The sequence below is a fragment of the Kitasatospora sp. NPDC001683 genome, assembly GCF_053596495.1.
On sequence record NZ_JBSFGK010000037.1, the window covers coordinates 1 to 23,413 of the forward strand.

Consider the following 23,413-nt stretch of genomic DNA (forward strand, 5'->3'; position numbering starts at 1 on the left):
CCCTGGACCGCCTCGCCTCGATCCCGTCCAGGATCACGTTGAGGCCCGGCGGGCCCGCCGCGTGCGCCCGGCGGTCAGAAGTACGGGTCCACGTGCAGTCCCGCCCGCTCGCAGGCGCTCGTCCTCGCGCTCCCGCCCTCGACCAACGGCCGTGCGGCGAGGATCTCGCGGGCCCGGGCGGCGGAGTGGCTGGTCGCGTACCAGGGCGCGCGATCGTTCGCCAGGTCGGCCCGGATCAGTTCGAGCGCACAGATCCGTTGGGGGTTCGGCAGCCGGTCCAGGGCGGGCACCGCGTCCGCCGAGAGTTCGCGGACGTTGCGCAGGTCGATCTGCTGCGTGCGCTCGTACCGGGCCACGTTCTGCTCCGCGACGATCGCGTCCGGCCCCATCAGGCCATACACCGCGACGGTGAGCATGCCGCTGAGGACGACGGCGCGCGGCAGCCAGCCGGTGCCACGAGTGAGCCCGGCCGTGATCAGCAGCAGGAAGACGACGCCCAGCCAGAGCTCGACCACCAGCACCCACAGCCGCAGCCGGGTGAGCCCGGAGGCGTCCACGTAGAACCACATCCGGCCGAGCGCCGAGGCGACCACCGCCAGCGCCAGCAGGCAGAGCAGCCCGAGCAGGATCCGCGCCAGTCGGCGATCGGCCGGGGTGGTGCGCGGGGCCCAGCGCTTGGCGACGGCCACCACGACCAGGGTCAGCACGGTGATCACGCTCAGCTGCCAGAAGCCCTGCCGGGCGTACGCGGAGCGGCTCATCCCGGTGTTGCTCAGCACGGCGTCCGCGCCGCCGAGCACCACCACGGCCTGGATCACCGCGAAGGCGCCGAACATCAGGTTGAGCGCGACCAGGGGCAGCGCCCACTCCAGCCGTCGCCGCTCCCGCCCCGGGCGGACCGTCATCCGGTCCCAGCGGCGCGGGCCGGCCGCGATGTGCGCGAAGCCCAACGCGGTGAGCGTGCCGAGCGCGAAGAGCAGTCCGCGCAGTGGCAGTTGGTGGATGTCGATGCTGGGACTCAGGCCGGCCAGCAGGTCCGCCATGGCGGCGTCGGCACTGGCGAACAGCAGGCCGAAGACGGTCAGCAGGAGGGCGGCGACCGCGAGCGCCTTGAGCACCGGCACGATCCGCCCGCGCCCCGGCAGCGGCCGCCCCTCCAGACCGTCCCAGACCCAGCCGACGCCCGGCACCAACTGCCAGAGCACGGCGGGCAGGGCGAACAGCACCCCCGACCAGCGGCGGCCACCGTGGAGCGCGAGCGAGGCCAGGCCCAGCGCGCAGCCGGAGGCCAGCAGGGCCGGCCAACCCGCGTCCCAGCAGGCCGGAACGGCGAGCAGGGCCAGGGCCAGCGGACTCCAGACGACCGTCCAGGGCCGGATCCGGCGACCGGCCGCGCGGGCGACGAGACCGGCCACGACCGCCGTGGCGGCACCGCAGATCAGCAGGTTGGCACCCACCCCGTCGTACAGCAGCCAGGCCGTCAGCAGGCCGGTGAGCAGGGCGAACAGGAGGACCCGGGGCGTGGCCGCCGCCCGCCGCTCGGGGTCGGTGAGGTGCAGCCGGGCCCCGATCGTCGGCCCGGACACGACGGACGAGCCGTGCGGACCGCCGGGCCGGTACGGGCGGGACGATGCACGCCGGCCAGACGACGCGCCGTGGCCGGACGCCGACGCACCCCGGCCGGACGCTGCGTACGGCGCGTACGGGTCGGCCGCAGCATACGGATCGGCCGCCGCGTACGGCACGTACGGATCGTCCGACGGATGCGGCCCGGAGGCGGGCAGCGGATCGTTCGGGGCAGGCGTGGGCAGGCCTGTCATGAGTCCCCCTCGGTGGTCGACGGGCATGCGCAGGCCGCCCTCCGGGCGGTCCGCGGGCGGCTGTTCGACGCCTCTGCCGCTGCCGACTGTAGACCATTCTGAACAGGTTCAAAAGTTGCTACTGAACATGTTCAGAAGCCCTGAGCACCCATCCCTCCCCCCGACTACCCCTTCACCGACCCGGCCAGCAGCCCCCGGACGAAGTACCGCTGGAGACTGAAGAAGACGATCAGCGGCACGATCACCGACAGGAACGCCCCGGCGGTGAGCAGCTCCCAGCGCCCGCCGAGCGAACCGGCCTGCTGCGCCAGCCGGACCGTCATCGGCGCCACCTCGGGTGTGCCGCCCGCGAAGACCAGCGCGACCAGCAGGTCGTTCCAGACCCACAGGAACTGGAAGATCGCGAAGGAGGCCAGCGCCGGCGCGCACAGCGGCAGCACGATCGAACGGAAGATCTTGAAGTGCGAGGCGCCGTCCACCACAGCGGCCTCCATCAGGTCGCGCGGCAGCTGGGCGATGAAGTTGTGCAGCAGGAACACCGCCAGCGGCATCGCGAACATGGTGTGCGCCAGCCAGACCGGGGCGTAGCTGCCCTTCACGCCCAGCGCCGGGATCAGCGTCAGCGGGCCCAGGTGCGCGCCGCCGGAGAACAGTCGCAACAACGGGATCAGTGCCATCTGGAGCGGCACCACCTGGAGCGCGAACACCGTGAAGAACACCGCGTCGCTCCCCCGGAACCGCACCCAGGCCAGTGCGTACGCCGCCATCGCCGCGAGCACCAGCGGGAAGAGGGTGGCCGGGATGCTGATCGCCAGCGAGTTCACCAGGAAGGGCATCATGCCGGTGGAGCTGCCGGAGCCGCCCTCGAACAGCACCTCGTGGTAGTTGCCGAGGCCGAAGTCCGGGTGGATCAGGGCGTTCCACCAGCCGTCGGTGGTCACGTCCTTCTTGGGGCGCAGCGAGGTCACCAGCAGGCCGAAGGTCGGGATCGTCCAGAGCACCGTCATCGCGATCACGAACGCCGAGGCCAGTGGGCTGCTGAAGGACTTCCGCACCGGGTTCCGGGGACGGTCGGTCATCGCGCGGCCCACCGGGCTCCGATCACCCGCCGGGCCCCGGTCACTCGCCGGGTCCCGATCACTCACCCCGCCTCGATCGCTCACCGCACCTCACGCTCCCTCCGCAGCTGGACGATGTTGTAGGCCACCAGCGGCAGCACCGCGAGGAACAGCAGCACCGCGAGGGCACCGCCCCGCCCGTCGTTGGACTGCCCGAAGGACTGCGAGTACATCTCGTTGGCCAGCACCTGGGTGCCGAAGTTGCCGCCGGTCATGGTGCGGACGATGTCGAAGGCCTTCAAGGTGATGATCATGACGGTGGTGAGCACGACCATCACCGTGGTGCGGATCATCGGCACGGTGACGTGCCAGAACAGCCGGACCCCGGTCGCACCGTCCAGCCGGGCCGCCTCCACCACCTCGTCCGGGATCGCCTTGATCGCCGCCGACAGCACCACCATCGCGAACCCGGTCTGCACCCAGACCATCACGACCATCAGCAGGAAGGTGTTCAGCGGCTGGCTGAGCAGCCAGTTCGGCGGGTCCGACCAGCCCACCGCGTGCGCGAGTTGGCTGAGCAGCCCGATCTGCGGCTGGTCCTTCCCGCGCGCCTCGTAGACGAACTTGAAGATGATCGAGGCGCCGACCAGCGAGATCGCCATCGGCATGAAGATCAGCGATTTGTACACCGACTGGCCGCGCATCCGGTCCACCAGCAGCGCCAGCACCAGGCCGAGGCCGGTCGCCGCCAGCGGCGCGACCAGCAGCCACAGCAGGGTGTTGACCAGCACCTTCTGCACCGAATCGGTGGTGAAGGCCCAGCCGAAGTTCTCGCCGCCGACGAACCTGCTGCCGTCCGCGTTGTGCAGGCTCAGGTAGACGGTGCGGATCAGTGGCGCCACCAGGCCGACCACCAGCAGCAGTACGGCCGGGCCGAGGAAGACCAGCACCGCCAGTGGGCGGGCCAGGCGGCCCCGGGCCCGGCCGGCCACCAGGAAGACCACCAGCAGGATGCCGAGGAAGCCCGCGATCGCGCCGACGCTGTTGCCGAACTTGACCGCCGCGTCACCCCAGGCGCCGACGGCCAGGGAGTCGGCGGCCGGCGGGGAGCCGGATACGGACATGGCTGCACGTCCCTTCGGGTCCGGTGAGAAGCGGGTGGGAAGCGGGCGGTGCCGGTCGGTGCGGGCGGGCGGTGCGGGTGGGTGGGTGGCCCCGCACCGCCCTCGACAGGTGGTCCCCGGGTACGTCCGGACGGCGGCTGCCTCGAAGTCCGGACGGCGGCTGCCTCGAAGTCCGGACGGCGGCTGCCTTGAAGTCCGGACGGTGGGCCGCTACTTGGGCCAGGCGGCGTCGATGTCGCCGGCGACCTTCTGGATCGACTGTCCCTCCGCGAACCAGGCGGTCAGCGACTTCCACTCCTGTCCGGAGCCGATGGCCGCCGGCATCATGTCGGAGGCGTCGAAGCGGAAGGTCGCACTCGGGTCGGTCAGCGCCTCCGCCGAGAGCTTGTCGATCGGGTCGGTGTACAGGCTCTTGTCCACGCCCTGGTTGGCCGAGACCCAGCCGCTCGCGGTCTTCACCCGGCTGCTCGCCCAGTCCGAGCTGGACAGGTAGTTCTGCACCGCCTGCACCTCGGGCCGGCCGGAGAAGGCCGCCAGGAACTCACCGCCGCCCTCGACCGGGTTGGCGATCGCCGGGTTGACCGCGGGCAGGTGGAAGGCGAAGACGTCACCGTCCGGGGCGACCTTGGTGCCCTTGGGCCACTGCGCCTCGTAGAAGGAGGCCTGCTGGAGCATCGCGCACTTGCCGGTGAGGATCGGCGCGCCCGCATCCTGGAAGGTGGTGGTGGCGATCGACTTCACGTCGCCGTAACCTCCGTTCACCCAGGCCGGGTTGAGCATCCAGTCGGCGACGGTCCGCATCGCCGTGGTGATCTTCTGGTCGGAGAACTTCACCTGGTGGCCGACCCACTGGTCGTACACGTCGCCGCCGTACGTGCCCAGCACCACCTCCTCCAGCCAGTCGGTGGCCGGCCAGCCGGTGGCCGTGCCGGAGGCGATGCCGCCGCACCAGGGTTTGGGACCGCCCGCCTTGGCGATCCGGTCGCTGAGCGTCATCAGGTCCGCCCAGGTCTTCGGCACCTCGTAGCCGGCCGCCGCGAAGGCCTTCGGCGAGTACCAGACCAGCGACTTCATGTTGGCGCTCATCGGCGCCGCGTAGAAGGTGCCGTCGACCGAGCCGTAGGTCTTCCAGACCGGGCTCCACTTGTCCTGGTTGGCGACGGTCTGGGCGGGCGGCTTGACCACCTTGCCGCTCTTGACCATCTGCGCCAGCAGGCCCGGCTGCGGGATGATCGCGAAGTCCGGGGCGTTGCCGCCGGCCACCCGGACCGGCAGCTGGGACTCGAAGTCGTTGGAACCCTCGTAGCTGATCCTGATCCCGGTGCACTTGCTGAACTCGGCCCAGGACTTCTCCAGGTTGTCCGACTCCGGGCTGAGGATCGAGGCGAACATCGTCACCGTGGTGCCCGAATGTCCCGCGTACGGCTGGTACTTGGCGCAGTCGCCGGTCAGCGTCTGGGCGGCTCCACCGCCGTCACCCGAACCGCCGGAGCTGTTCGAGCAGGCCGCGGTCAGGGCCAGCGCCGCCAGCAGCGCGGGCACGGCGACCAGTCGGCGGCGGGAACTCTGGGACGGCACGGTCGGGTTGGGGGTCAATGCGGTCCTCCTCGCCAGGGCGAGCTGCCGGGGGTTGGCTGAACGACATTGCGCTGTACCGGAGATGGGCGGACAGGGGTCGCTGAGCGAGCGGGCGGCCGAACCGATTCGACGACGTTAACGCAGCCGTCGGCCGCCGCCAAGGTCCGTGGTCGACCTTCACACACCGGTGCCCCGACCGTGACCTCCGAAACCCGACGAGCCCCGAAACCCGACGACCTCCGAAACCCGACGACCTCCGAAACCCGACGAGCCCCGAAACCCGACGAGCCCCGAAACCGCGCCCGCGAACACCGGACGACGGCGGCCACCGGACGCCGAGGCCCCGCCCGGAAGCCGGACGGGGCCCCCGCTCCTGGAGCGACGTCACCAGAGCCGGACGGGCAGCTCCAGCAGACTGTTCACCACCAGCGACGGGCTCGGCCGCAGGTCGCCGTCCGGCACCGCCAGCGACAGCCCGGGGAAGCGCTCGAACAGCGCCGGCAGTGCGATCCCCGCCTCCAGCCGGGCCAGCGGCGAGCCCGGGCAGACGTGCGGACCGTGGCCGAAGGACAGGTGCCGGGTCGGGTCCCGGGTGACGTCGAACAGCTCCGCCGTCACCCCGTGCTGCAGCGGGTCCCGGCCGATCGCGTTGTACGAGACCAGCACCGGCTCGCCCGCCGGGATCACCAGCTCGCCGACCTCGATGTCCGCGGCGGTGAAGCGGAACAGGAAGTTGCTGGTCGGCGGCGTCCAGCGGAGCGACTCCTCGACCACCGCGTCCCAGGACACCCGGCCCGAACGCACCAGCTCCAGCTGGTCCGGGTGCGCCAGCAGCGCCCGCACCGCGTTGCCGATCAGGTTCACCGTGGTCTCGTGGCCGGCCGCGATGATCACCCGCAGGGTGGCCGCCGCCTCCGCGTCGGTGAGCGCCCCGCCCTCGGTGTCCGCCGCCAGCAGCACGCTCGCCAGGTCCTCGCCCGGCGCCGAACGGCGCTGTGCCACCAGGCCGTTGACGAAGGCGTTCAGCCCGGCGACGGTCGCCTGGATGCCCCCCGGGTCGGGCTTGATGCCGAAGAACCGCTCGTACAGGTCGCGCAGCAGGCCGTGGTCCGACTCCGGGACGCCCAGCAGCGAGCAGATCACCGTCATCGGCAGCGGGAAGGCGAAGGCGGTCTTGAGGTCGACCACCCGCTCCCCGGCCGCCAGGCCGTCCAGCAGCGCGTGGGTGATCTCCTCCACCCGCGGGCGCATCAGCTCGACCCGGCGCGGGGTGAAGGCCTGGGCGACCAGCGCCCGCAACCGGCGGTGCTCGGCGCCGTCCGTGGTCACCATGCTCGGACCGGGCACCGCCAGGCCGATCAGCGGCCAGGTCTTCGGCACCTCACCGCGCTGGTAGGCCGCCCAGTGCCGGGCGTCCTTCACCAGCCGGGCGTCGGTGAGCAGGTCGCGCGCGGCCGCGTGCCGGGTCACCGCCCAGGCGGCGACCCCACCGGGCAGCACCACGGGCACCGCGGGGCCGGCGGCCCGCAGCAGGGCGCCCTCCGCGGCGTTGTCGCGGGCCAGCGGGTCGAGCGCGATCGGGGCCGGGACAGCGGTCATCGGCGGCAACTCTCCTTCACACACGGGGACTTCGCGTACGGGGACGTGGGGTCGACTCGGGCCGGAACGACGGGTGTCAGTGGCCCGGGGTGAACGAGACCGGCAGCGCGACCAGCCCGCGCACCCAGGCCGAGGGCCGCCACACCAGCGCGTGCTCGGCCACCGCCAGCCGCAGGTCCGGCAGCCGGTCCAGCAGCACCTCGATCGCGGTGGTGGCGATCACCTCGGCCGCTTCCTGGGCCGGGAACGGGCAGCCGTGCTCGCCGTACGAGTAGCTCATGTGCGCCCGGTTCCCCTCGGCCGGGCGGCCGTCGGGCTGGCGCACCGACGGGTCCGCGTTGGCTCCGGCGAAGCCGAGCAGCAGCATGTCCCCCTCGGCGATCCGCTGACCGCCGAGCTGGGTGTCCCGCACCGCCCAGCGGCCGGCGAAGATCTGGACCGGTGTGTCCTCCCAGAGCGCCTCGTTGAGCGCCTGGCTGATGCTGCGCCGCCCGCCCGCCAGCGACGCGGAGAACCGCTCGTCGGTGAGCATCAGCCGCAGCGCGTTGGAGATCCAGTACGAGCTCGGCTGGTGGCCGGAGATCAACAGCACCCGCAGGTCGCGCATGATCTCGTCGTGGTCCAGGCCCGCGGGGTGGGCCAGCATGCGCGAGGCCACGTCCCCGCCCGGGTGCTCGGCCTTCGCCCGGACCACCTCGAGCATCAGCTCCAGCAGCCGCTGGGCGGAGGCCTGCGCGCCCGCGCCGCCGTCCAGCATGGTGAGCACCGCGTCGACCAGCTCGGCCGCCCGCTCCTCGTCCAGGCCCAGCACCCGGCAGAGCACCAGCAACGGCATCAGGTGGGCGTACTCGGCGACCAGGTCGGCCTCGCCGCGCCCGGCGAAACCGTCGATCAGCCGGTCGGCGATCTCCTCCGAGTGCTTGCGCAGCTCGTACGGGTCGATCCCGGCCAGCGCGTCGGTGACCGCGCTGGAGCGGCGGACGTGTTCCTCGCCCTCCGTGTACAGCATCGACGGCACCGGCGCCATCATCGGCTTCAACGGCCAGTCGGCGGGCAGCGTCGCCCAGGCGTGCCAGCGGCTGGAGTCCCGCCCGAACAGCTGCGGCTGGCCGGTGACCTGCTGCAGCTCGCGGTAGCCGATCACCAGCCAGGCGGGTACGCCGCCGGCCAGCTCGACCGGGGCGACCGGGCCGTGGGCGGCGCGCAGCTCGCGGTAGAGCTGGGCCGGGTCGGTCTGGAAGCGCGGCCCGTACAGCGGCGCGGCGCCGGCGTGCGCCGGGCAGCCCGGGGGCGGGGTGGCGGCGGGCTGGGTCACGGGGTGCTCTCCTCGTAGATCCGGATCACGGGGTGCTCTGCTGGTGGGTCGCGTCGGGTGCCCCGGCGAAGGCGACCGCCGCCTCGTCGGCGTCGGCCCCCACGAGGGCGGCCGCGTCGGCCCCGGCCAGGGCGGCCAGGTGGTGGACCAGTTCGATCAGCACCCGCTTGCCGGACTCCCGGTCGCGGGCGTCGCAGTCCACCAGCGGGACCTCGGGCGGCAGGTCCAGGGCCTCCCGGACCTGCTCCAGGGTGTGGCCGGGCTCGCCGAAGTTGTTGCGGGCGACGATGAACGGGGTGCCGTGGTGCTCCAGCCGGTCGATCGCGTACCAGGAGTCCTCCAGCCGCCGGGTGTCCACCAGGACCACCGCGCCCAGGGCCCCGCTGAACAGCCGGTCCCAGAGGAACCAGAAACGTTCCTGCCCGGGCGCGCCGAACAGGTAGAGCACCTGCTGCTCGGACAGGGTGATCCGGCCGAAGTCGAAGGCGACCGTGGTGGAGCGCTTGCCCCAGCTGCCGGCCGGGTCGATGCCCTCCCCCGCCCGGGTCATCACCTCCTCGGTGTTCAGCGGGCGGATCTCGCTGACCGAGCCGACCAGGGTGGTCTTGCCCACCCCGAAGCCGCCGACCACGACGATCTTCAGTGCGTTGTCGGCACTCGCCCGCAGCGGGGTGCGCTCCGCCGGGGGGACGTCAGAGCCGTTGGAGGCCATGCAGCACCTGCTTCAGCGTGTCGAGATCGGGCAGCCGGGCCTTGTTCGGCGCGAACCTGGGGTGGCGGGCGGTGACCGCGCCGGACTCCAGCAGGTCGCCGAGCAGGATCTTCACCACCGAGACGGGCAGCGACAGCTCCGCCGCCACCTCCACCACGGCGGTCGGGGCCTCGCACATCCGCAGGATCCGGACGTGCTCCGACTGCATCCCCGGCGCCGGCTCCCGTTCGGCGACGATCAGGGTGACCAGGTCGAAGGCGGTCTCCGGGGCACGGCTGCGGCCGCCGGTGATGGTGTAGAGGCGGTCCGGGTCGTCGTCCCGGCCCGGCAGCACCGGCCCGCCGTTCATATCCCGGCGCTCTCGTCGGCGGCCCCGCCGGATTCCCCGCCCCGGGCGGGCGCGCTGAGGTGGATGCCGATCTGCTCGATCAGGCCGTGCATGTTGTGGCCGACCACGCCCACGTCCGCGTCGTCGTCCGTGACCACCGCGAGGTGCGCGCCCTCACCGGCCGCCACGATGCACAGGATGCCGCCGTGGAACTCGGTCATCGACTGCCGCACTCCGCCGCTGCCGTCGCCGAACTCGATCGAGGCGCCGTGCGCCAGGCTCTGCAGACCGGAGGCGATCGCGGACAGCTGGTCGGCCTGGTCGGCGCTCAGCCCGGCGGTGTGGCAGAGCTTGAGGCCGTCGGCGGACAGCACCAGGGCGTGCCGGGTGCCGGGCGTTGCGGCCAGCAGGTTTTCCAACAGCCAGTCCAGGTCGCGGTCGGTGGCGCTGCTCATCAGGAATCCTTGTCGGTGACGGTGGAAGCGTCGGGCGTGGTGTCGGTGTCCGTGGACGGCGCCGCCCCGGTGGATGCGGGCAGCGCCGGCTGGGCGGCCCTACGGAAGGCGCCGAACCGGGCGGCGGCGCGCGCCGCGTCGGTCCGTACGGGCTTGGCGGTCGGGGCCGCCGCCGGGGTGGTGGCCAGCGTCTGCCCGCGGCGGCGCTGCGGCAGGCCGCTGTCGGTCATCCGGGCGGGAGCGGACGGGGCCCGGGCGGGGACGGTGGGTGCCGGGACCGCCGCAGTGGCCGGTGCAGCGGACGGTACGGCGCTGGGGGCGCTCGGCGCGCTGGGCGCGGGCGGCAGTGAGGCGGGCGCCGGGCGGGCGGGGGTGAGCGCGGGGCGCACGGCCTCGGTGGCGGGCGCTGACGCCGGGGCGGGAGCCGGGGTGGACGTCGGCACGGGGTGGGCGACCAGTTGCTGCGGGATCAGCATCACCACCCCGGTGCCGCCGCGCGCCGACGGCCGGAAGGAGATCTGCAGCCCGTGCTTGCGGGCCAGCACGCCGACCACCGCGAGGCCCAGCCGGGTGCCGGCGGACAGCGTCGCGAGGTCCAGCGGCTCGGCGGAGACGGCGCGTTCGGCCCGGCGCAGCCAACTGTCGCTCAGGCCCAGCCCGCTGTCCTCGACGGTGACCGCCAGACCGGCCGGCACCTCCTCGACGTAGACGTGCACCTCGGCCGGCGGGGCGGAGAAGTTGGTGGCGTTGTCCAGCAGTTCGGCCAGCGCGTGCATCACGCCCTCGGCCGCGAAGCCGGCGACCGCGGCGGCGCTGGCGTTGTGCAGCCGTACCCGCTGGTAGGCGCCGATCCGGCCGAGCGCGCCGCGCAGCACCGACTCCACCGCGATCGGCTTGGCCCACCGGCGGCCCGAGCGGGCGCCGGTGAGCACCGCGATGCTGTCGGCCATCCGGCCCGCCTGGGCGGTCGAGTGGTCCAGCCGCAGCAGGTCGCCGAGGACCTCCTCGTCGTGCCGGTGCTGCATCTCGCGCAGTTCGGCGTGCATGCTCGTGGCCAGCGCCTGGACCCGGCCGGCGGCGGTCGCGCAGACCGCGAGCGCGGCGGCCCGCAGCCGCTCGCCCCGGCCGATCTCCTCGCCGACGGCGCGCAGCAGCGCGTACTGGGGGTGCTCGCGGTGGGCGGCCAGCGCGCTGTCCACGGCCGCGCCCCCACGCAGCTTCTTCACCACCTCGGGCAGCACGCCCTCCGGGATCCGCTCCAGCTCGGCCCGCTCGGCGGCGGCCCGCTCCCGTTCCGCCTCGGCCTCGGCCCGCTCGGTGTCCAGCCGGGCCTCCAGCCGGGCCAGCTCGGCGTGCGCGGAGGTGACGTCCGCCTCGGCCCGGGCCCGCTCGGCCCGGGCGGCGTCCCGTTCGGTGAGCGCGGCGGCGGCCCGGTCCCGGGCGGCCGTCTCGGCCTGCCGGGCGGTGCCGGCGGCGACCAACGCGGCCCGGGTCTCCTCGTGCTGCGCGGCCAGCTCCTCGGCCAGCATGCGGGAGCGCTCGGCGCCACTCGCGGCGAGGCCGACCGCGATCAGCCAGAGCACCGCCACCGCGGCCACGGCGACGGCGGTGACCGGCTGGTGCGCGCCCAGGGCCCGGCCGATGCCGACCGGCGCGGCGACCAGCGCCAGCAGGACGGCGGCCGCGGTCAGCGCGGCGGTGCGTGGCGCCGGGCGACGGCGCGGCCGACCGTCGGGGCTGGTGGCATCTCTCATCGGTGCGGTCCTCGGCAACGTCGGCGGGCGGCGGCGCGGGCGGCGGGTCGGCGACGTTCGCGGCCGCCGACGGCTGGTCGGGCGCATACCAGACCGCCCGGCGACGTCGCGAAACGTCTCCGGGCGGCTGATCGGTTCACGCTTTCGGCCGATCATATCGATTCAGACATTGGCCTCAACCCGCTAGTTGACGGTCAATCTCCTTCATTCACTCTGGACCGGGCCGCTCAGGCCCGTTTCGCCTCCACCGCCAGCCCCACGGCCGCCGGGTCCAGCCCGTGCTCGGTGACCACCCGCAGCCCGAGGCCGTCCTCCACCCGGAGCACCCCGAGCAGCAGGTGGCCCGCCGCGATCTCCCCCGACTTCAGCCGCAGCGACTCGCGCAGCGACCGGATGTCAACCCTGGTTGACGGCTGCCCGGGTGCTCACCCGGAACGCCGCGTCAGTGCCTCCTCGAAGGTCCCCCGCCCCACCGCCCGCTCCGGCGTCGTGAGCCCGCCCGCCCGCAGGGCCCGGCCGACCGCCCCCGGGATCCGCAGCGGCAGCAGCACCCGCCGACGGCCCGCCGCCCGCAGGTACGCCTCGGCCAGCTCCCGGTACGACCGCACCCGCGGCCCGCCCACCTCCGGCGCGAACCCGGCCGGCTCCCGCCCCACCAGCTCCACGACGTGCTCCGCCACCTCCCGGACCTCCACCGGCTGGATCAGGGCGCCGCTCACCACCGGGAACACCGGCAGCTTCGCGCTCAGCTCGAAGGCCTTCAGCAGCAGGTCGTGGAACTGCGTCGCCCGCAGCACCGTCCACCCCAGCCCCGACTCCCGCAGCACCCGCTCACAGCCGAGCTTCGCCCGGTAGTACGCGATCGGCACCCGGTCGATCCCGACGATCGACACGTACACCAGGTGCCGCACCCCGGCCTCCCGGGCCGCCGCCACCAGCCGCCCGAGCGCGGTCACGTCCTTCTTCCCCTGCGTGGTCGCACAGTCCACCACCGTCTCGACCCCGGCCACGGCCGCCGCGATCCCCGCCCCGGTCACCAGGTCCCCGACCACCCACTCGACCCCGTCCGCCGCCTCCCGCGCCCGCCGGCTCAACCCCCGCACCGCCACCCCGCGCGCCACCAACAGCCGCACCACCTCCCGGCCCAACGTCCCCGTCGCCCCGGTCACCAGCACCGTCCCCATCACCACACCACTCCTCTCGGAAGACGCCGTCACCCCCTACGGACCGGACACCGCCCGCATTCGTGACATCGGTGCCGCCGGGCAACGAAAAGGGGCGGGGCGAGGACCTGAAGTCCTCGCCCCGCCCTAGGCGTGGCTCACCCGCGCGGGGTCAGTCCGGCGGTCAGCTGCAGCCGCTGGTGGAGCCGCAGCCCTCGCAGAGGTAGCAGCTGCCGGCGCGGCGCATCTTGGTGCCGCAGGAGAAGCAGAGCGGCGCGTCGGCGTTGAGGCCGAGCTGGATCTCCATCAGCTCCGTGGAGTTGTGGGCCTGCTTCGGGGCCGGGGCGGGCTTGGGCGCCTCGACGGCCGGGGCCGGCTTGGCCGGGGCCACCGGGGCGGACTGGGCCAGCGACTCGGTGTCCAGCTCCTCGGCCTCCAGCGGCTCGTAGGAGCCCGTCTCCAGGTGGCGCGTGCGCTCCTCGACGGAGTGGATGCCGAGCGCCGAGCGGGTCTCGAACGGCAGGAAGTCCAGCGCCAGGCGGCGGAAGATGTAGTCGACGATCGACTGGGCCATCCGCACGTCCGGGTCGTCGGTCAGACCGGCCGGCTCGAAGCGCATGTTGGTGAACTTCGAGACGTAGGTCTCCAGCGGCACGCCGTACTGCAGGCCGACCGAGACGGCGATGGAGAAGGCGTCCATCATGCCCGCGAGGGTCGAGCCCTGCTTGGACATCTTGAGGAAGACCTCGCCGAGGCCGTCGTCCGGGTAGGAGTTGGCGGTCATGTAGCCCTCGGCGCCACCGACCGTGAAGGAGGTGGTGATGCCCGGGCGGCCCTTGGGCAGGCGCTTGCGGACGGGGCGGTACTCGACGACCTTCTCGACCGTGGCGGCGACGGCGGTCTCCTCGGCCTTGTCCTCGGAGTCCTTCTTCTTGGCCGAGAGCGGCTGGCCGACCTTCGAGTTCTCGCGGTAGATGGCGAGCGCCTTGACGCCCATCTTCCACGCCTCGAAGTAGATCTCCTCGACGTCCTCGACGGTCGCGCCGGCCGGCATGTTCACCGTCTTGGAGATGGCGCCGGAGATCCACGGCTGGATCGCCGACATCATCCGCACGTGCCCCATCGGGGAGATGGAGCGCTCGCCCATCGCGCAGTCGAACACCTCGTAGTGCTCGGTCTTCAGGCCGGGCGCGTCCACCACGTTGCCGTGCTCGGCGATGTGGGCGACGATCGCCTCGATCCGCTCGTCCTGGTAGCCGAGGCGCTTGAGGGCGCGCGGGACGGTGCCGTTGACGATCTGCATCGAGCCGCCGCCGACCAGCTTCTTGAACTTGACCAGGGCGAGGTCGGGCTCGACGCCGGTGGTGTCGCAGTCCATCATCAGGCCGATGGTGCCGGTCGGGGCGAGGACCGAGGCCTGGGCGTTGCGGAAACCGTTCTGCGCGCCGATCCGCAGCACGTCCTGCCAGGACTTGTTGGCCGCGAGCCAGACCGGGGCGTCCAGGTCGTCGAAGGAGACGGCGTCCAGCGAGGCGTCGGCGTGCTGCTTCATGACCCGCTGGTGCGCGGCCGCGTTGCGGGCGTAGCCGTCGTACGGGCCGACCACACCGGCGAGTTCGGCCCCGCGGCGGTAGGCGGTGCCGGTCATCAGCGAGGTGATGGCGCCGGCCAGGGCGCGGCCGCCCTCGCTGTCGTAGGCGTGGCCGGTGGCCATCAGCAGGGCGCCGAGGTTGGCGTAGCCGATGCCGAGCTGGCGGAAGGCGCGGGTGGTCTCGCCGATCTTCTCGGTCGGGAAGTCGGCGAAGCAGATGGAGATGTCCATCGCGGTGATGACCAGCTCGACGACCTTGGCGAAGGTGGCGGCGTCGAAGGAGTCGTCGTCGCGCAGGAACTTCATCAGGTTCAGCGAGGCGAGGTTGCAGCTGGAGTTGTCCAGGTGCATGTACTCCGAGCACGGGTTGGAGGCGTTGATGCGACCGGACTCGGGGCAGGTGTGCCAGTGGTTGATGGTGGAGTCGTACTGGATTCCGGGGTCGGCGCAGGCCCAGGCGGCCTCGGCCATCTTGCGGAACAGCTTCTTGGCGTCGACGGTCTCGATGACCTCGCCGGTCATCCGGGCGCGCAGGCCGAATTCGGTGCCGTTCTCGACGGCGGTCATGAATTCGTCGTTGACCCGGACCGAGTTGTTGGCGTTCTGGTACTGGACGGACGTGATGTCGTCGCCGCCGAGGTCCATGTCGAAGCCAGCGTCGCGCAGGGCACGGATCTTCTCCTCCTCCTTCACCTTGGTCTCGATGAAGGCCTCGACGTCCGGGTGGTCGACGTCGAGCACGACCATCTTGGCCGCGCGGCGGGTGGCGCCACCGGACTTGATGGTGCCGGCCGAGGCGTCGGCGCCGCGCATGAAGGAGACCGGGCCGGAGGCGTTGCCGCCGGAGGACAGCAGTTCCTTGGAGGAGCGGATGCGGGAGAGGTTGAGGCCGGCGCCGGAGCCGCCCTTGAAGATCATGCCCTCTTCCTTGTACCAGTCGAGGATCGACTCCATGGAGTCGTCGACGGACAGGATGAAGCAGGCGCTGACCTGCTGGGGCTGCTTGGTGCCGACGTTGAACCAAACCGGCGAGTTGAAGCTGAACACCTGGTGGAGGAGGGCGTGGGTCAGCTCGTGCTCGAAGATCTCGGCGTCGTCCTTGCTGGCGAAGTAGCCGTGCTTCTCGCCGGCCGCGCGGTAGGTGAGCACCACGCGGTCGATGATCTGCTTGAGGCTCCACTCGCGCTGCGGGGTGCCGACGGCGCCGCGGAAGTACTTGGAGGTGACGATGTTGACGGCGTTGACCGACCAGAACTCGGGGAACTCCACGCCGCGCTGCTCGAAGTTGATCGAGCCGTCGCGCCAGTTGGTCATGACGACGTCGCGCCGCTCCCAGCGGACCTCGTCGTACGGGTGCACGCCAGGAGTGGTGTAGATGCGCTCCATCCGGAGACCGCCCTTCGGGGCCTTGGCGCCCTTGGCCGCGGCCTTCTCGGACTTCGACCCGCGTGCGGAACCGCTCGTGGTGTCTGTCACTTCTCGCTCCTCCTCCTGGGCAAACGCCCGAAGTGCCCCGAAAAATCCGGGCACCGCTGGTTCGTTCTTCCGGTGTGCGGGCAGGCGGAGACCTCGCCCGCTTACGCACGGTTCGTAGTGTTTCGTGCCCCGATTTCGGGCACGCGTGGGCCCTCGCGGGGCCGGTGTGGTGCTGACGGCCCGCTGGGGGCCTGCGTTGTGTTGGCTGTGGCGGGCCCGCGGGGGCCCGGCGCGCCTCCTAGGGCGCGGCGGCGGGAACGGGCACGCAGGTGCCGTCCGCCTCGGTGGCGGGCCGCTCGGCCCGGAGTTCCGCGATGGCGGCCTCGAAGTCCTCGAGTCCGTCGTACGCCTGGTACACGCTGGCGAAGCGCAGGTACGCGACCAGGTCGAGTTCCTTCAGCGGGCCGAGTATGGCCAGCCCGACGTCGTGGGTGGTCAGCTCGGCGTTGCCGCTGGCGCGCACGCACTCCTCGACCCGCTGCCCGAGCTGGGCGAGGGCGTCCTCGGTGACCGGGCGGCCCTGGCAGGCCTTGCGGACTCCGGTGATCACCTTCTGCCGGGAGAAGGGTTCGGTGACGCCGCTGCGCTTGGTGACCATGAGCGCGGCCGTCTCCACGGTGGTGAAACGGCGACCGCAGTCCGGGCACTGTCGACGACGGCGGATGGAGCTGCCGTCCTCGGTGGTCCGGCTGTCGACGACGCGACTGTCGGAGTGCCGGCAGAAGGGGCAGTGCACCTGGGGATCCCTCCCTGGCAGGACGTGCGGACCGGTTGAGTCTATGCGATGTGCCCCCGGCCTCGGCAAGCTGATCATGCGACGCGACCACTAGTACTGGGCACGGAGAGGACTCTAGCCACTACATGTAGGCCTTCGGGGAAGAGACACCCCTGGCGTGTCGGCGCCGATTAGACTGCCGGAGTCGACATCCGGTCGAACATTTACTCGATGTACAACAAAGCCTTGATCGAGTCAGCCAACTCCCGAATAATTCACTCGAACGTGTGTTTGGCGCAACCTTTCGATAGGAGGTGCGTTGGGCTGGAAAAGGGAGAGGACAGCCGTCGAGAGGGGCCGCCGTGAACACCATCGAAAGCAACACCATCCCGGTGCAGGAACACTCCCAGTTCAAGGTGGGGCAGCGCACCACGAATCAGCAGAGCGTGGACATCAGCATGGACCGTAGCGAAGACCACCGCCTCTCCGGCCCGGCCGTTTCCACCACGGGCCGCGTCCCCGACCAGCCGCTCGAACACTCCACCACAATGGACGACACCCACTCCTCCCCGGCCCGCGCCATGCCCGGCCGCCCCCCCGGCATCCGCACCGACGAGGCCGGCCTCACCGAGCGCCAGCGCCGGGTGATCGAGGTCATCCGGGACTCCGTCCAGCGCCGCGGCTACCCGCCGTCCATGCGCGAGATCGGCCAGGCCGTGGGCCTGTCCAGCACCTCCTCGGTCGCCCACCAGCTGATGGCCCTGGAGCGCAAGGGCTTCCTCCGCCGCGACCCGCACCGCCCGCGCGCCTACGAGGTCCGCGGCGTCGAGGTGGCCCGCCCCAACACCGCCGAGACGGCCGGGCGCCCCTCCACCTCCTACGTGCCGCTGGTCGGCCGGATCGCCGCCGGCGGTCCGATCCTGGCCGAGCAGACCGTCGAGGACGTCTTCCCGCTGCCCCGCCAGCTGGTCGGCGAGGGCGAGCTGTTCGCGCTCACCGTGCGCGGCGACTCGATGATCGAGGCGGCCATCTGCGACGGCGACTGGGTCACCGTGCGCCGCCAGCCGGTCGCCGAGAACGGCGACATCGTGGCCGCGATGATCGATGGCGAGGCCACCGTCAAGCGGCTCAAGCGCGAGGACGGCCGGATCTGGCTGATGCCGCACAACCCGGCGTACGAGCCGATCAACGGCGACAACGCCACCATCCTGGGCAAGGTCGTCGCCGTCCTGCGCCGCCTCTGACCTCCACGCACACCACCGCACCACCGGAGAGGGGCTCCACCGCGACTGCGGGGAGCCCCTCCGGCGTTCAGGAGTCAGGTCAGGAGTCAGGGCCTCAGCCCCGCTTCACCACCGGCCGCACCGGCGGCGCCGAGGCGTCGATCGCCGCCAGCGAGCGGCGCACCTGGTTGCGGTCCGTGGTGTACCAGAACTCCGGCATCGAGGACCGGAAGAAGCCCCCGTACCGCTTGGTCTCCACCCGCGGGTCGAGCACCGCCACCACACCCCGGTCGTCCGCCGCGCGTACCAGCCGGCCCGCGCCCTGCGCCATCAGCAGTGCCGCGTGGGTCGCCGCGACGGCCATGAAGCCGTTCCCGCCGTGCTGTTCGACGTCCTTCTGACGGGCGCTCATCAGCGGGTCGTCCGGCCGCGGGAAGGGGATGCGGTCCATCACGACCAGCTGGCAGGCCGAGCCGGGGACGTCCACGCCCTGCCACAGCGAGAGCGTGCCGAACAGGCAGGTGGTCGCGTCCGAGGCGAACTCCCGGATCAACTCGCCCAGGGTGTCCTCCCCTTGGAGCAGGATCCGGTGGTCCAGGCGCTCCCGCATCGCCTCGGCGGCCGCCTGGGCGCCGCGCATCGAGGAGAACAGGCCCAGCGTCCGCCCGCCGGCCGCGCCGATCAGCTCCTCCAACTCGTCCAGCATGTCCGGCCGTTCGGGATCGCGCCCGGGATCGGCGAGGTGCTTGGCGACGTACAGGATGCCCTGCTTGGGGTACTTGAACGGCGAACCGACGTCGATCCCCCGCCAGTGCGGGACGGCGTCCTCGCCGAAGCCCGGCTCCGGGTTGTCGCCGGGCGTGCGCTGGTCCGGCAGCCGGGTCTCCTTGGGCAGGCCGACCGAGCCTGCCACGCCGTTGAAGTCCCCGCCGAGCTTGAGGGTGGCGGAGGTGAGCACCACCGAGCGCTCCTTGTACAGGCCCTCGCGCAGCAGCCCGGACACGCTCAGCGGCGCGACCCGCAGCGAGGCGGTGCCGAGCCCGTAGCGGTCGCTGCGCTCGATCCAGACCACGTCGTACTCGGAGTCCTCCAGCAGCCGCTCGGCGGTCTCGTGCAGCGTCTCGGCCGAGGCCATCGCCTGCTTGCGGACCGCGTCCTCGTCGCTGAGCCCCTTGTCCCTGGTCTCGCCGAGCGAGGTGATCACCTGCCGGGCGGCGTCCCGGATCGCGGTGACCGCGTACGCCAGGTACTCGGGCAGCTCCTCGACCCGGCCGGGCTGGGCGGTCTCCATCAGGCCGTGGTAGTTCTCGGCGGCGGCCTGCAGCTGGTCCACGGCCTTCTCGTTGGCCAGCCGGGCCGCCCGCTTCACCGCCCGGTTGACGGCGCCGACGGTCAGCTCGGCGGTCGCCGCGCCGGTGACCCGGTTGACCAGCTCGTGCGCCTCGTCCACGATCAGCAAACCGTGCTCGGGCAGCACCGGCGCGCCCTCGATCGCGTCGATCGCGAGCATCGCGTGGTTGGTGACCACGACGTCCGCCAGCTTGGCCCGCTCCCGGGCCTTCTCCGCGAAGCACTCCTGCCCGTACGCGCAGCGGGTGGCGCCCAGGCACTCCTTGGAGCTGACGGACAGCTGCGCCCAGGCCTTGTCCGAGACGCCGGGGCTCATGTCGTCCCGGTCCCCGGTCTCGGTCTCCTCCGCCCAGTCGCGCAGCCGCAGCACCTCCTGGCCGAGCTTGCCGGTGGGGCCGCCGAGCGCGTCCACCGGGTCGAACAGGCCCTCGCCCTCGTCGCTCGGGGTGCCCTCGTTGGCCCGGTGCAGGCACAGGTAGTTGGAGCGGCCCTTGAGCATCGCGTACAGCGGGCGGCGGCGCAGCACCGGGTGCAGCGCCTCGACCGTGCGCGGCAAGTCCCGCTCCACCAGCTGGCGTTGCAGCGCCAGGGTGGCGGTGGCGACCACCACGCGGTCGCCGTGGGCGAGCGCCGGCACCAGGTAGGCGAGGGACTTGCCGGTGCCGGTGCCGGCCTGCACGAGCAGGTGCTCGGCGTGCTCGACGGCGTCGGCGACGGCCTCGGCCATCCGCACCTGGCCGGGACGCTCCACGCCACCGACGGCCTCGACCGCGGCGTGCAGCAGCTCGGGGATCCGCGAGCGCGGGACGGTGACGGCTTCCTCGGCCTCGTCGCCGAGGTCCGTCGCCCGCTGGGATTCGGAGTCGTGGGATTCGGAGTCGTTCGTCATGACCCTTCCACCCTACGGGGCGGGGGTGACAATCCGGTCCCGCTGGGCCGGAGGACGCACCTCCACGACGACCAGCGCGTTCGGCACCGTCCCGTGCCGCACGGCGTGCGGGCGGTGCGGGCGGTCCTGGTAACCGTCCATGATCAGCCGGTTGCGGTTGAGGCAGAGCCGGTCGATCCGGGGCCGGAACAGGTCGAACAGCTCGAAGCGCTCGCGCAGCTCGGGGAAGCGGTCCTGGTAGCGGTGGATCTCGGTGCGCAGCAGGGCCCAGAACTCGGTCTCGGGCAGTCCGGTCTGCGCCTCCAGCAGCGGGGCGAGGTAGCGGAAGACGCCGATGAACAGCCCGGAGTGGATGAACTGGCAGAGCCCCTGGGGGTCGTCCCGCAGCAGCACGCCGGCGGCCTCGGCGGGCAGGTCGCGCAGTTCGGGCAGGTCCTGGTCGCTGAGGTTGACGTCGTCGACGAAGTCCTTGACCGCGAGCCGGGCCGGGGTGCCACGGTCGTCGAAGACCACGATGGCGTTCTCGCCGTGCGGGGAGAAGACCAGTCCGTAGCGGTAGAGGAAGTGCAGCAGCGGCGGCAGCATCGCGGCGAACAGCCGGCCGGTCCACTCGGCGGGGGTGAGGCCGGAGCGGGCGATCAGCTCGGCGGCGAGCGCGCGCCCGTCGGAGCCGGTCTGCAGCAGGGCGGCGAGGGTGCGGGCGCGTTCGTCCGCGGCGAGGAAGGGGCCGAGCGGTTCGCGCCAGATCGCGCCGAGCAGTTCCTTGTACTGGTACGGCGATTCGGGCATCTCCCGGTAGAGGGGGTGGTCGACGGTGACGGAGGCGATCTCGCCGAGCAGGATCACCCGGCACTCGTCCCGCAGGTACGGGTCGGCGTCGCGCAGCCCGTGCAGCCAGGCGGTGACGGCGGGCGCGGCGAGGGTCCGTTCGACCGGCAGGCCGCGCCAGACCAGGGTGTTCAGGATGGACAACGGCAGCTTGACGGTGCAGCGCTCGGGGTGGGCGGTGTTGAAGAAGGAGCGGATGGACTGCTGGGGCAGCCGTGGGTCGCCGTCCGAGGGCAGCGGGACGATCTCGCCGGAGGCGATCCAGGGCGCGAACAACGGCAGGATCGTCTCGTCCCACTGCCAGGGGTGGACGGGCAGCAGCAGGTAGTCGTCGGCGCCGGCCCCGAGCGGGGCGCGCAGCGCGTCGAGGTCGTCCACTTCACGGCCGTACAGCTGCTCGGGGTGTTCCAGACCGGGCACGCCGCGGTACTGGGCGAGCCGGCGGTGGACGGCGATCCAGGGCAGCGGGCGCGGGCTGCGGGCCTCCGGGGTCCAGCGGGCGGCGTCGGTGCCGGAGAAGCCGATCCGGCCCTTGCTGGGGACGATCCACGGGTGGCCGCCCTGCCGCCCCTCCAGCGCGGGGTGGTCGAGGTCGGCGAGTTCGGCGGCGGTGAGCGCGGTGGCCAGCTGGCGGGCGTCGGCGGTCAGGGTGGCGGTGAGCTCGCGGATCAGGTGGGCGGTGGTCTCGCCACGCATCCCGAGGGTCTCCCGGGCGTACGGGAGGAAGCGCAGCGGGTCCAGGCCGTCCGGCTGGGAGCAGCGGATCGACTCCGGGTCGACCTGCCAGCTGTCGTAGGCGCCGCGCCGGGCGGCGAAGCGGTACTCGGCCCCGGGCAGCTTGAGCAGGTACTCGCCGTCGAGGGCGCCCGGGACGGGCCTGAGCAGGTCCTCGTAGGCGAACTCGCCGAGCATCTTGGCCAGCAGGGCGCGGCCGGCCCGCCGCCAGTGCCCTGCGGTGAGGTGCGGGGGCAGGTAGAGCGGCGGTTCAGCGGCCGACGGTTGCGGCACGGGTCAGCTCCTGGGGGCGGGGGACGACGGTGTCGGGCTGTGCGGTGTGGACGGTCGAAACGGTTGGGACGGTCGAGACGGGCGGGACGGGCGGCGCGAAGCCGGTCCAGGCGGTGCGGTCGGGCAGCCGGTGGACGGTCTGGCCGGTGACGGCGTTGAGGATGACGGCGGCCCGGTGGGCACCGAGCCCCAGGTCGGGGGTGCCGACGCCATGGGTGTGCAGTTCGGCGTTCTGGACGTAGAGGCCGCCGGTGAGCCCGGGCCGGGTGGCGACCCGGTGGTCGAGGTCGACCCGGTAGCGCCCGGACTCGTCCCAGTCGATCAGGTGGGCGAGCGGTTCGAGCGCGGCCGGGCGGGCGGCGCGGTAGCCGGTGGCGAGCACCACGGCGTCGGTGCGCAGCACGTGCTCGGTGCCGGAGTCGGTGTGCCGGCAGTGCAGTTCGAGGCCGCCGCAGGGGCCCGGGCGGGCCTCGGTGACGGCGGTGCCGGGGGTGATCTCGACCGGGGCGGTGTCGATCGGGCGGCCGATGGTGCGCTCGTAGAGGTGGTCGTGGATCTCGGCGAGGGTCTCGGCGCTGGCGGCCTTGTGCAGCTGCCACTGGGCGGCGACCAGGGTGTCCCGGACCGGGCCGGGCAGGCTGTGGAAGTAGCGGGTGTAGTCGGGGGTGAAGTGCTCCAGGCCGAGCTTGGAGTACTCCATGGGGGCGAGCGCCCTGGTCCGGGTGAGCCAGCGCAGCCGGACGCCGTCGCCCTCGTGGCGGCGGAGCAGGTCGAGGAAGACCTCGGCGCCGGACTGCCCGCTGCCCACCACGGTGATGTCCCGGGCGCCGGTCAGGTCGGCGCGGCGGTCCAGGTACTCGGCGGAGTGGAAGGCCCGCGGGTGGTTCGCCAGGGCGGCGAAGGCCTCGGGCAGCACGGGGCGGGTGCCGACGCCGAGCGCGAGGTTGCGGGCCCTGACCTCGCTGCGCAGCCCGGTCGCGGTGTCCGTCAACTCGACCCGGAAGCACGCGCCGTCCTCCGGGCCGGCGGCCCAGTGCAGGGCGGTGACCTCGGTGCCGAAGCGGCAGTTGGGCAGCCGTTCGGCGGCCCAGCGGCAGTAGTGGTCGTACTCCCGGCGGGGCAGCTGGAAGCGCTCGGCGAAGTAGAACGGGAACAGCCGGTCCTGGGCGCGCAGGTAGTTGAGGAAGGACCACGGGCTGGTCGGGTCCACCAGCGAGACCAGGTCGGCGAGGAAGGGCACCTGCATCCGGGCGCCGTCCACCAGCATGCCGTGGTGCCAGCGGAACTCCGGGCGCTGGTCGCAGAAGAGGGTGCGCAGTCCGGGTACGGGCTCGGCGAGGGCGGCGAGCGAGAGGTTGAACGGGCCGACGCCGACGCCGAGCAGGTCGTACGGCGGGTCGTGCGGGAGGGAGGTGTCCACTGGGTGT

Annotated in this window: 18 protein-coding genes; 1 reads left to right on the top strand and 17 read right to left on the bottom strand. The window is 72.5% G+C overall.

Going from position 1 to position 23,413, the window contains the following annotated elements:
* Positions 1-74: 74 nt before the first annotated feature.
* The 14 genes from ACWCYO_RS20905 to nrdR all read right to left on the bottom strand — a co-directional run bounded on the left by ACWCYO_RS20905 (position 75) and on the right by nrdR (position 16,709).
* The gene (locus tag ACWCYO_RS20905; protein WP_449785061.1) at positions 75-1,820 is read right to left on the bottom strand and encodes a DUF4153 domain-containing protein; all 1,746 of its coding nucleotides are present in this window, start codon (positions 1,818-1,820) and stop codon (positions 75-77) included.
* Between the two features lie 164 nt (positions 1,821-1,984).
* Positions 1,985-2,899 carry a carbohydrate ABC transporter permease gene (locus ACWCYO_RS20910; protein WP_270143613.1) on the bottom strand — a complete coding sequence of 305 codons (915 nt, stop codon included), beginning with the start codon at positions 2,897-2,899 and terminating at the stop codon, positions 1,985-1,987.
* 80 nt (positions 2,900-2,979) lie between these two features.
* Positions 2,980-4,002 (bottom strand): carbohydrate ABC transporter permease, encoded by a 1,023-nt coding sequence (locus ACWCYO_RS20915; protein ID WP_449785062.1) that lies wholly within the window; start codon positions 4,000-4,002, stop codon positions 2,980-2,982.
* A gap of 210 nt (positions 4,003-4,212) precedes the next feature.
* Entirely contained in the window at positions 4,213-5,598 is a 1,386-nt protein-coding gene (locus tag ACWCYO_RS20920) for an ABC transporter substrate-binding protein (protein ID WP_270143616.1), read from the bottom strand.
* A 366-nt stretch (positions 5,599-5,964) separates the two neighbouring features.
* A complete protein-coding gene (locus tag ACWCYO_RS20925; protein WP_270143618.1) occupies positions 5,965-7,179 on the bottom strand; it encodes a cytochrome P450 family protein in 1,215 nt (404 codons plus the stop codon).
* A gap of 76 nt (positions 7,180-7,255) precedes the next feature.
* Entirely contained in the window at positions 7,256-8,494 is a 1,239-nt protein-coding gene (locus ACWCYO_RS20930; RefSeq protein WP_449785063.1) for a cytochrome P450, read from the bottom strand.
* A 25-nt stretch (positions 8,495-8,519) separates the two neighbouring features.
* Positions 8,520-9,206: a GTP-binding protein gene (locus tag ACWCYO_RS20935; RefSeq protein WP_270143621.1), complete on the bottom strand. Its 687-nt coding sequence runs from the start codon at positions 9,204-9,206 to the stop codon at positions 8,520-8,522.
* Positions 9,187-9,555 (bottom strand): DUF742 domain-containing protein, encoded by a 369-nt coding sequence (locus ACWCYO_RS20940; protein WP_270143622.1) that lies wholly within the window; start codon positions 9,553-9,555, stop codon positions 9,187-9,189. The genes ACWCYO_RS20935 and ACWCYO_RS20940 overlap by 20 nt, the downstream gene beginning before the upstream one ends.
* Positions 9,552-9,989, bottom strand: a complete 438-nt coding sequence (locus tag ACWCYO_RS20945; protein WP_270143624.1) for a roadblock/LC7 domain-containing protein — start codon at positions 9,987-9,989, stop codon at positions 9,552-9,554. The genes ACWCYO_RS20940 and ACWCYO_RS20945 overlap by 4 nt, the downstream gene beginning before the upstream one ends.
* On the bottom strand, positions 9,989-11,743 hold the full coding sequence (locus tag ACWCYO_RS20950; RefSeq protein WP_449785064.1) for a sensor histidine kinase: 1,755 nt from the start codon (positions 11,741-11,743) through the stop codon (positions 9,989-9,991). Before ACWCYO_RS20950 ends, ACWCYO_RS20945 begins: the two co-directional genes overlap by 1 nt.
* 227 nt (positions 11,744-11,970) lie before the next feature.
* On the bottom strand, positions 11,971-12,138 hold the full coding sequence (locus tag ACWCYO_RS20955) for a Clp protease N-terminal domain-containing protein (RefSeq protein WP_449785081.1): 168 nt from the start codon (positions 12,136-12,138) through the stop codon (positions 11,971-11,973).
* A gap of 30 nt (positions 12,139-12,168) precedes the next feature.
* Positions 12,169-12,927, bottom strand: coding sequence for an SDR family oxidoreductase (locus tag ACWCYO_RS20960; RefSeq protein ID WP_449785065.1), 759 nt, complete (start codon positions 12,925-12,927; stop codon positions 12,169-12,171).
* 163 nt (positions 12,928-13,090) lie between these two features.
* The gene (locus ACWCYO_RS20965; RefSeq protein ID WP_270143630.1) at positions 13,091-15,973 is read right to left on the bottom strand and encodes a vitamin B12-dependent ribonucleotide reductase; all 2,883 of its coding nucleotides are present in this window, start codon (positions 15,971-15,973) and stop codon (positions 13,091-13,093) included.
* Between the two features lie 238 nt (positions 15,974-16,211).
* Positions 16,212-16,709 carry a transcriptional regulator NrdR gene (nrdR, locus tag ACWCYO_RS20970; RefSeq protein ID WP_270143632.1) on the bottom strand — a complete coding sequence of 166 codons (498 nt, stop codon included), beginning with the start codon at positions 16,707-16,709 and terminating at the stop codon, positions 16,212-16,214.
* Positions 16,710-17,146: 437 nt separating this feature from the next.
* Here nrdR and lexA point away from each other — a divergent pair, with 437 nt between their 5' ends.
* Entirely contained in the window at positions 17,147-17,932 is a 786-nt protein-coding gene (gene lexA / locus ACWCYO_RS20975; RefSeq protein ID WP_449785082.1) for a transcriptional repressor LexA, read from the top strand.
* Between the two features lie 94 nt (positions 17,933-18,026).
* Here the strand turns inward: lexA and ACWCYO_RS20980 are convergent, their stop codons facing one another.
* The 3 genes from ACWCYO_RS20980 to ACWCYO_RS20990 are packed head-to-tail and all read right to left on the bottom strand — an operon-like array spanning position 18,027 to position 23,406.
* Complete coding sequence (locus ACWCYO_RS20980) at positions 18,027-20,150, bottom strand: ATP-dependent DNA helicase (RefSeq protein ID WP_270143634.1); 2,124 nt, start codon at positions 20,148-20,150, stop codon at positions 18,027-18,029.
* Between the two features lie 12 nt (positions 20,151-20,162).
* A complete protein-coding gene (locus ACWCYO_RS20985; protein ID WP_449785066.1) occupies positions 20,163-21,986 on the bottom strand; it encodes an IucA/IucC family protein in 1,824 nt (607 codons plus the stop codon).
* The gene (locus ACWCYO_RS20990) at positions 21,964-23,406 is read right to left on the bottom strand and encodes a lysine N(6)-hydroxylase/L-ornithine N(5)-oxygenase family protein (protein ID WP_449785067.1); all 1,443 of its coding nucleotides are present in this window, start codon (positions 23,404-23,406) and stop codon (positions 21,964-21,966) included. The genes ACWCYO_RS20985 and ACWCYO_RS20990 overlap by 23 nt, the downstream gene beginning before the upstream one ends.
* Between the last annotated feature and the right edge of the window lie 7 nt (positions 23,407-23,413).

Excerpts from the sequence above, each read along its gene's own strand:
- ACWCYO_RS20905 (WP_449785061.1), bottom strand. The coding sequence starts at position 1,820 with ATGACAGGCCTGCCCACGCCTGCCCCGAACGATCCGCTGCCCGCCTCC.
- ACWCYO_RS20910 (WP_270143613.1), bottom strand. The coding sequence starts at position 2,899 with ATGACCGACCGTCCCCGGAACCCGGTGCGGAAGTCCTTCAGCAGCCCA.
- ACWCYO_RS20915 (WP_449785062.1), bottom strand. The coding sequence starts at position 4,002 with ATGTCCGTATCCGGCTCCCCGCCGGCCGCCGACTCCCTGGCCGTCGGC.
- ACWCYO_RS20925 (WP_270143618.1), bottom strand. The coding sequence starts at position 7,179 with ATGACCGCTGTCCCGGCCCCGATCGCGCTCGACCCGCTGGCCCGCGAC.
- ACWCYO_RS20935 (WP_270143621.1), bottom strand. The coding sequence starts at position 9,206 with ATGGCCTCCAACGGCTCTGACGTCCCCCCGGCGGAGCGCACCCCGCTG.
- ACWCYO_RS20940 (WP_270143622.1), bottom strand. The coding sequence starts at position 9,555 with ATGAACGGCGGGCCGGTGCTGCCGGGCCGGGACGACGACCCGGACCGC.
- ACWCYO_RS20945 (WP_270143624.1), bottom strand. The coding sequence starts at position 9,989 with ATGAGCAGCGCCACCGACCGCGACCTGGACTGGCTGTTGGAAAACCTG.
- ACWCYO_RS20950 (WP_449785064.1), bottom strand. The coding sequence starts at position 11,743 with ATGAGAGATGCCACCAGCCCCGACGGTCGGCCGCGCCGTCGCCCGGCG.
- ACWCYO_RS20960 (WP_449785065.1), bottom strand. The coding sequence starts at position 12,927 with ATGGGGACGGTGCTGGTGACCGGGGCGACGGGGACGTTGGGCCGGGAG.
- lexA (WP_449785082.1), top strand. The coding sequence starts at position 17,147 with ATGGACCGTAGCGAAGACCACCGCCTCTCCGGCCCGGCCGTTTCCACC.
- ACWCYO_RS20980 (WP_270143634.1), bottom strand. The coding sequence starts at position 20,150 with ATGACGAACGACTCCGAATCCCACGACTCCGAATCCCAGCGGGCGACG.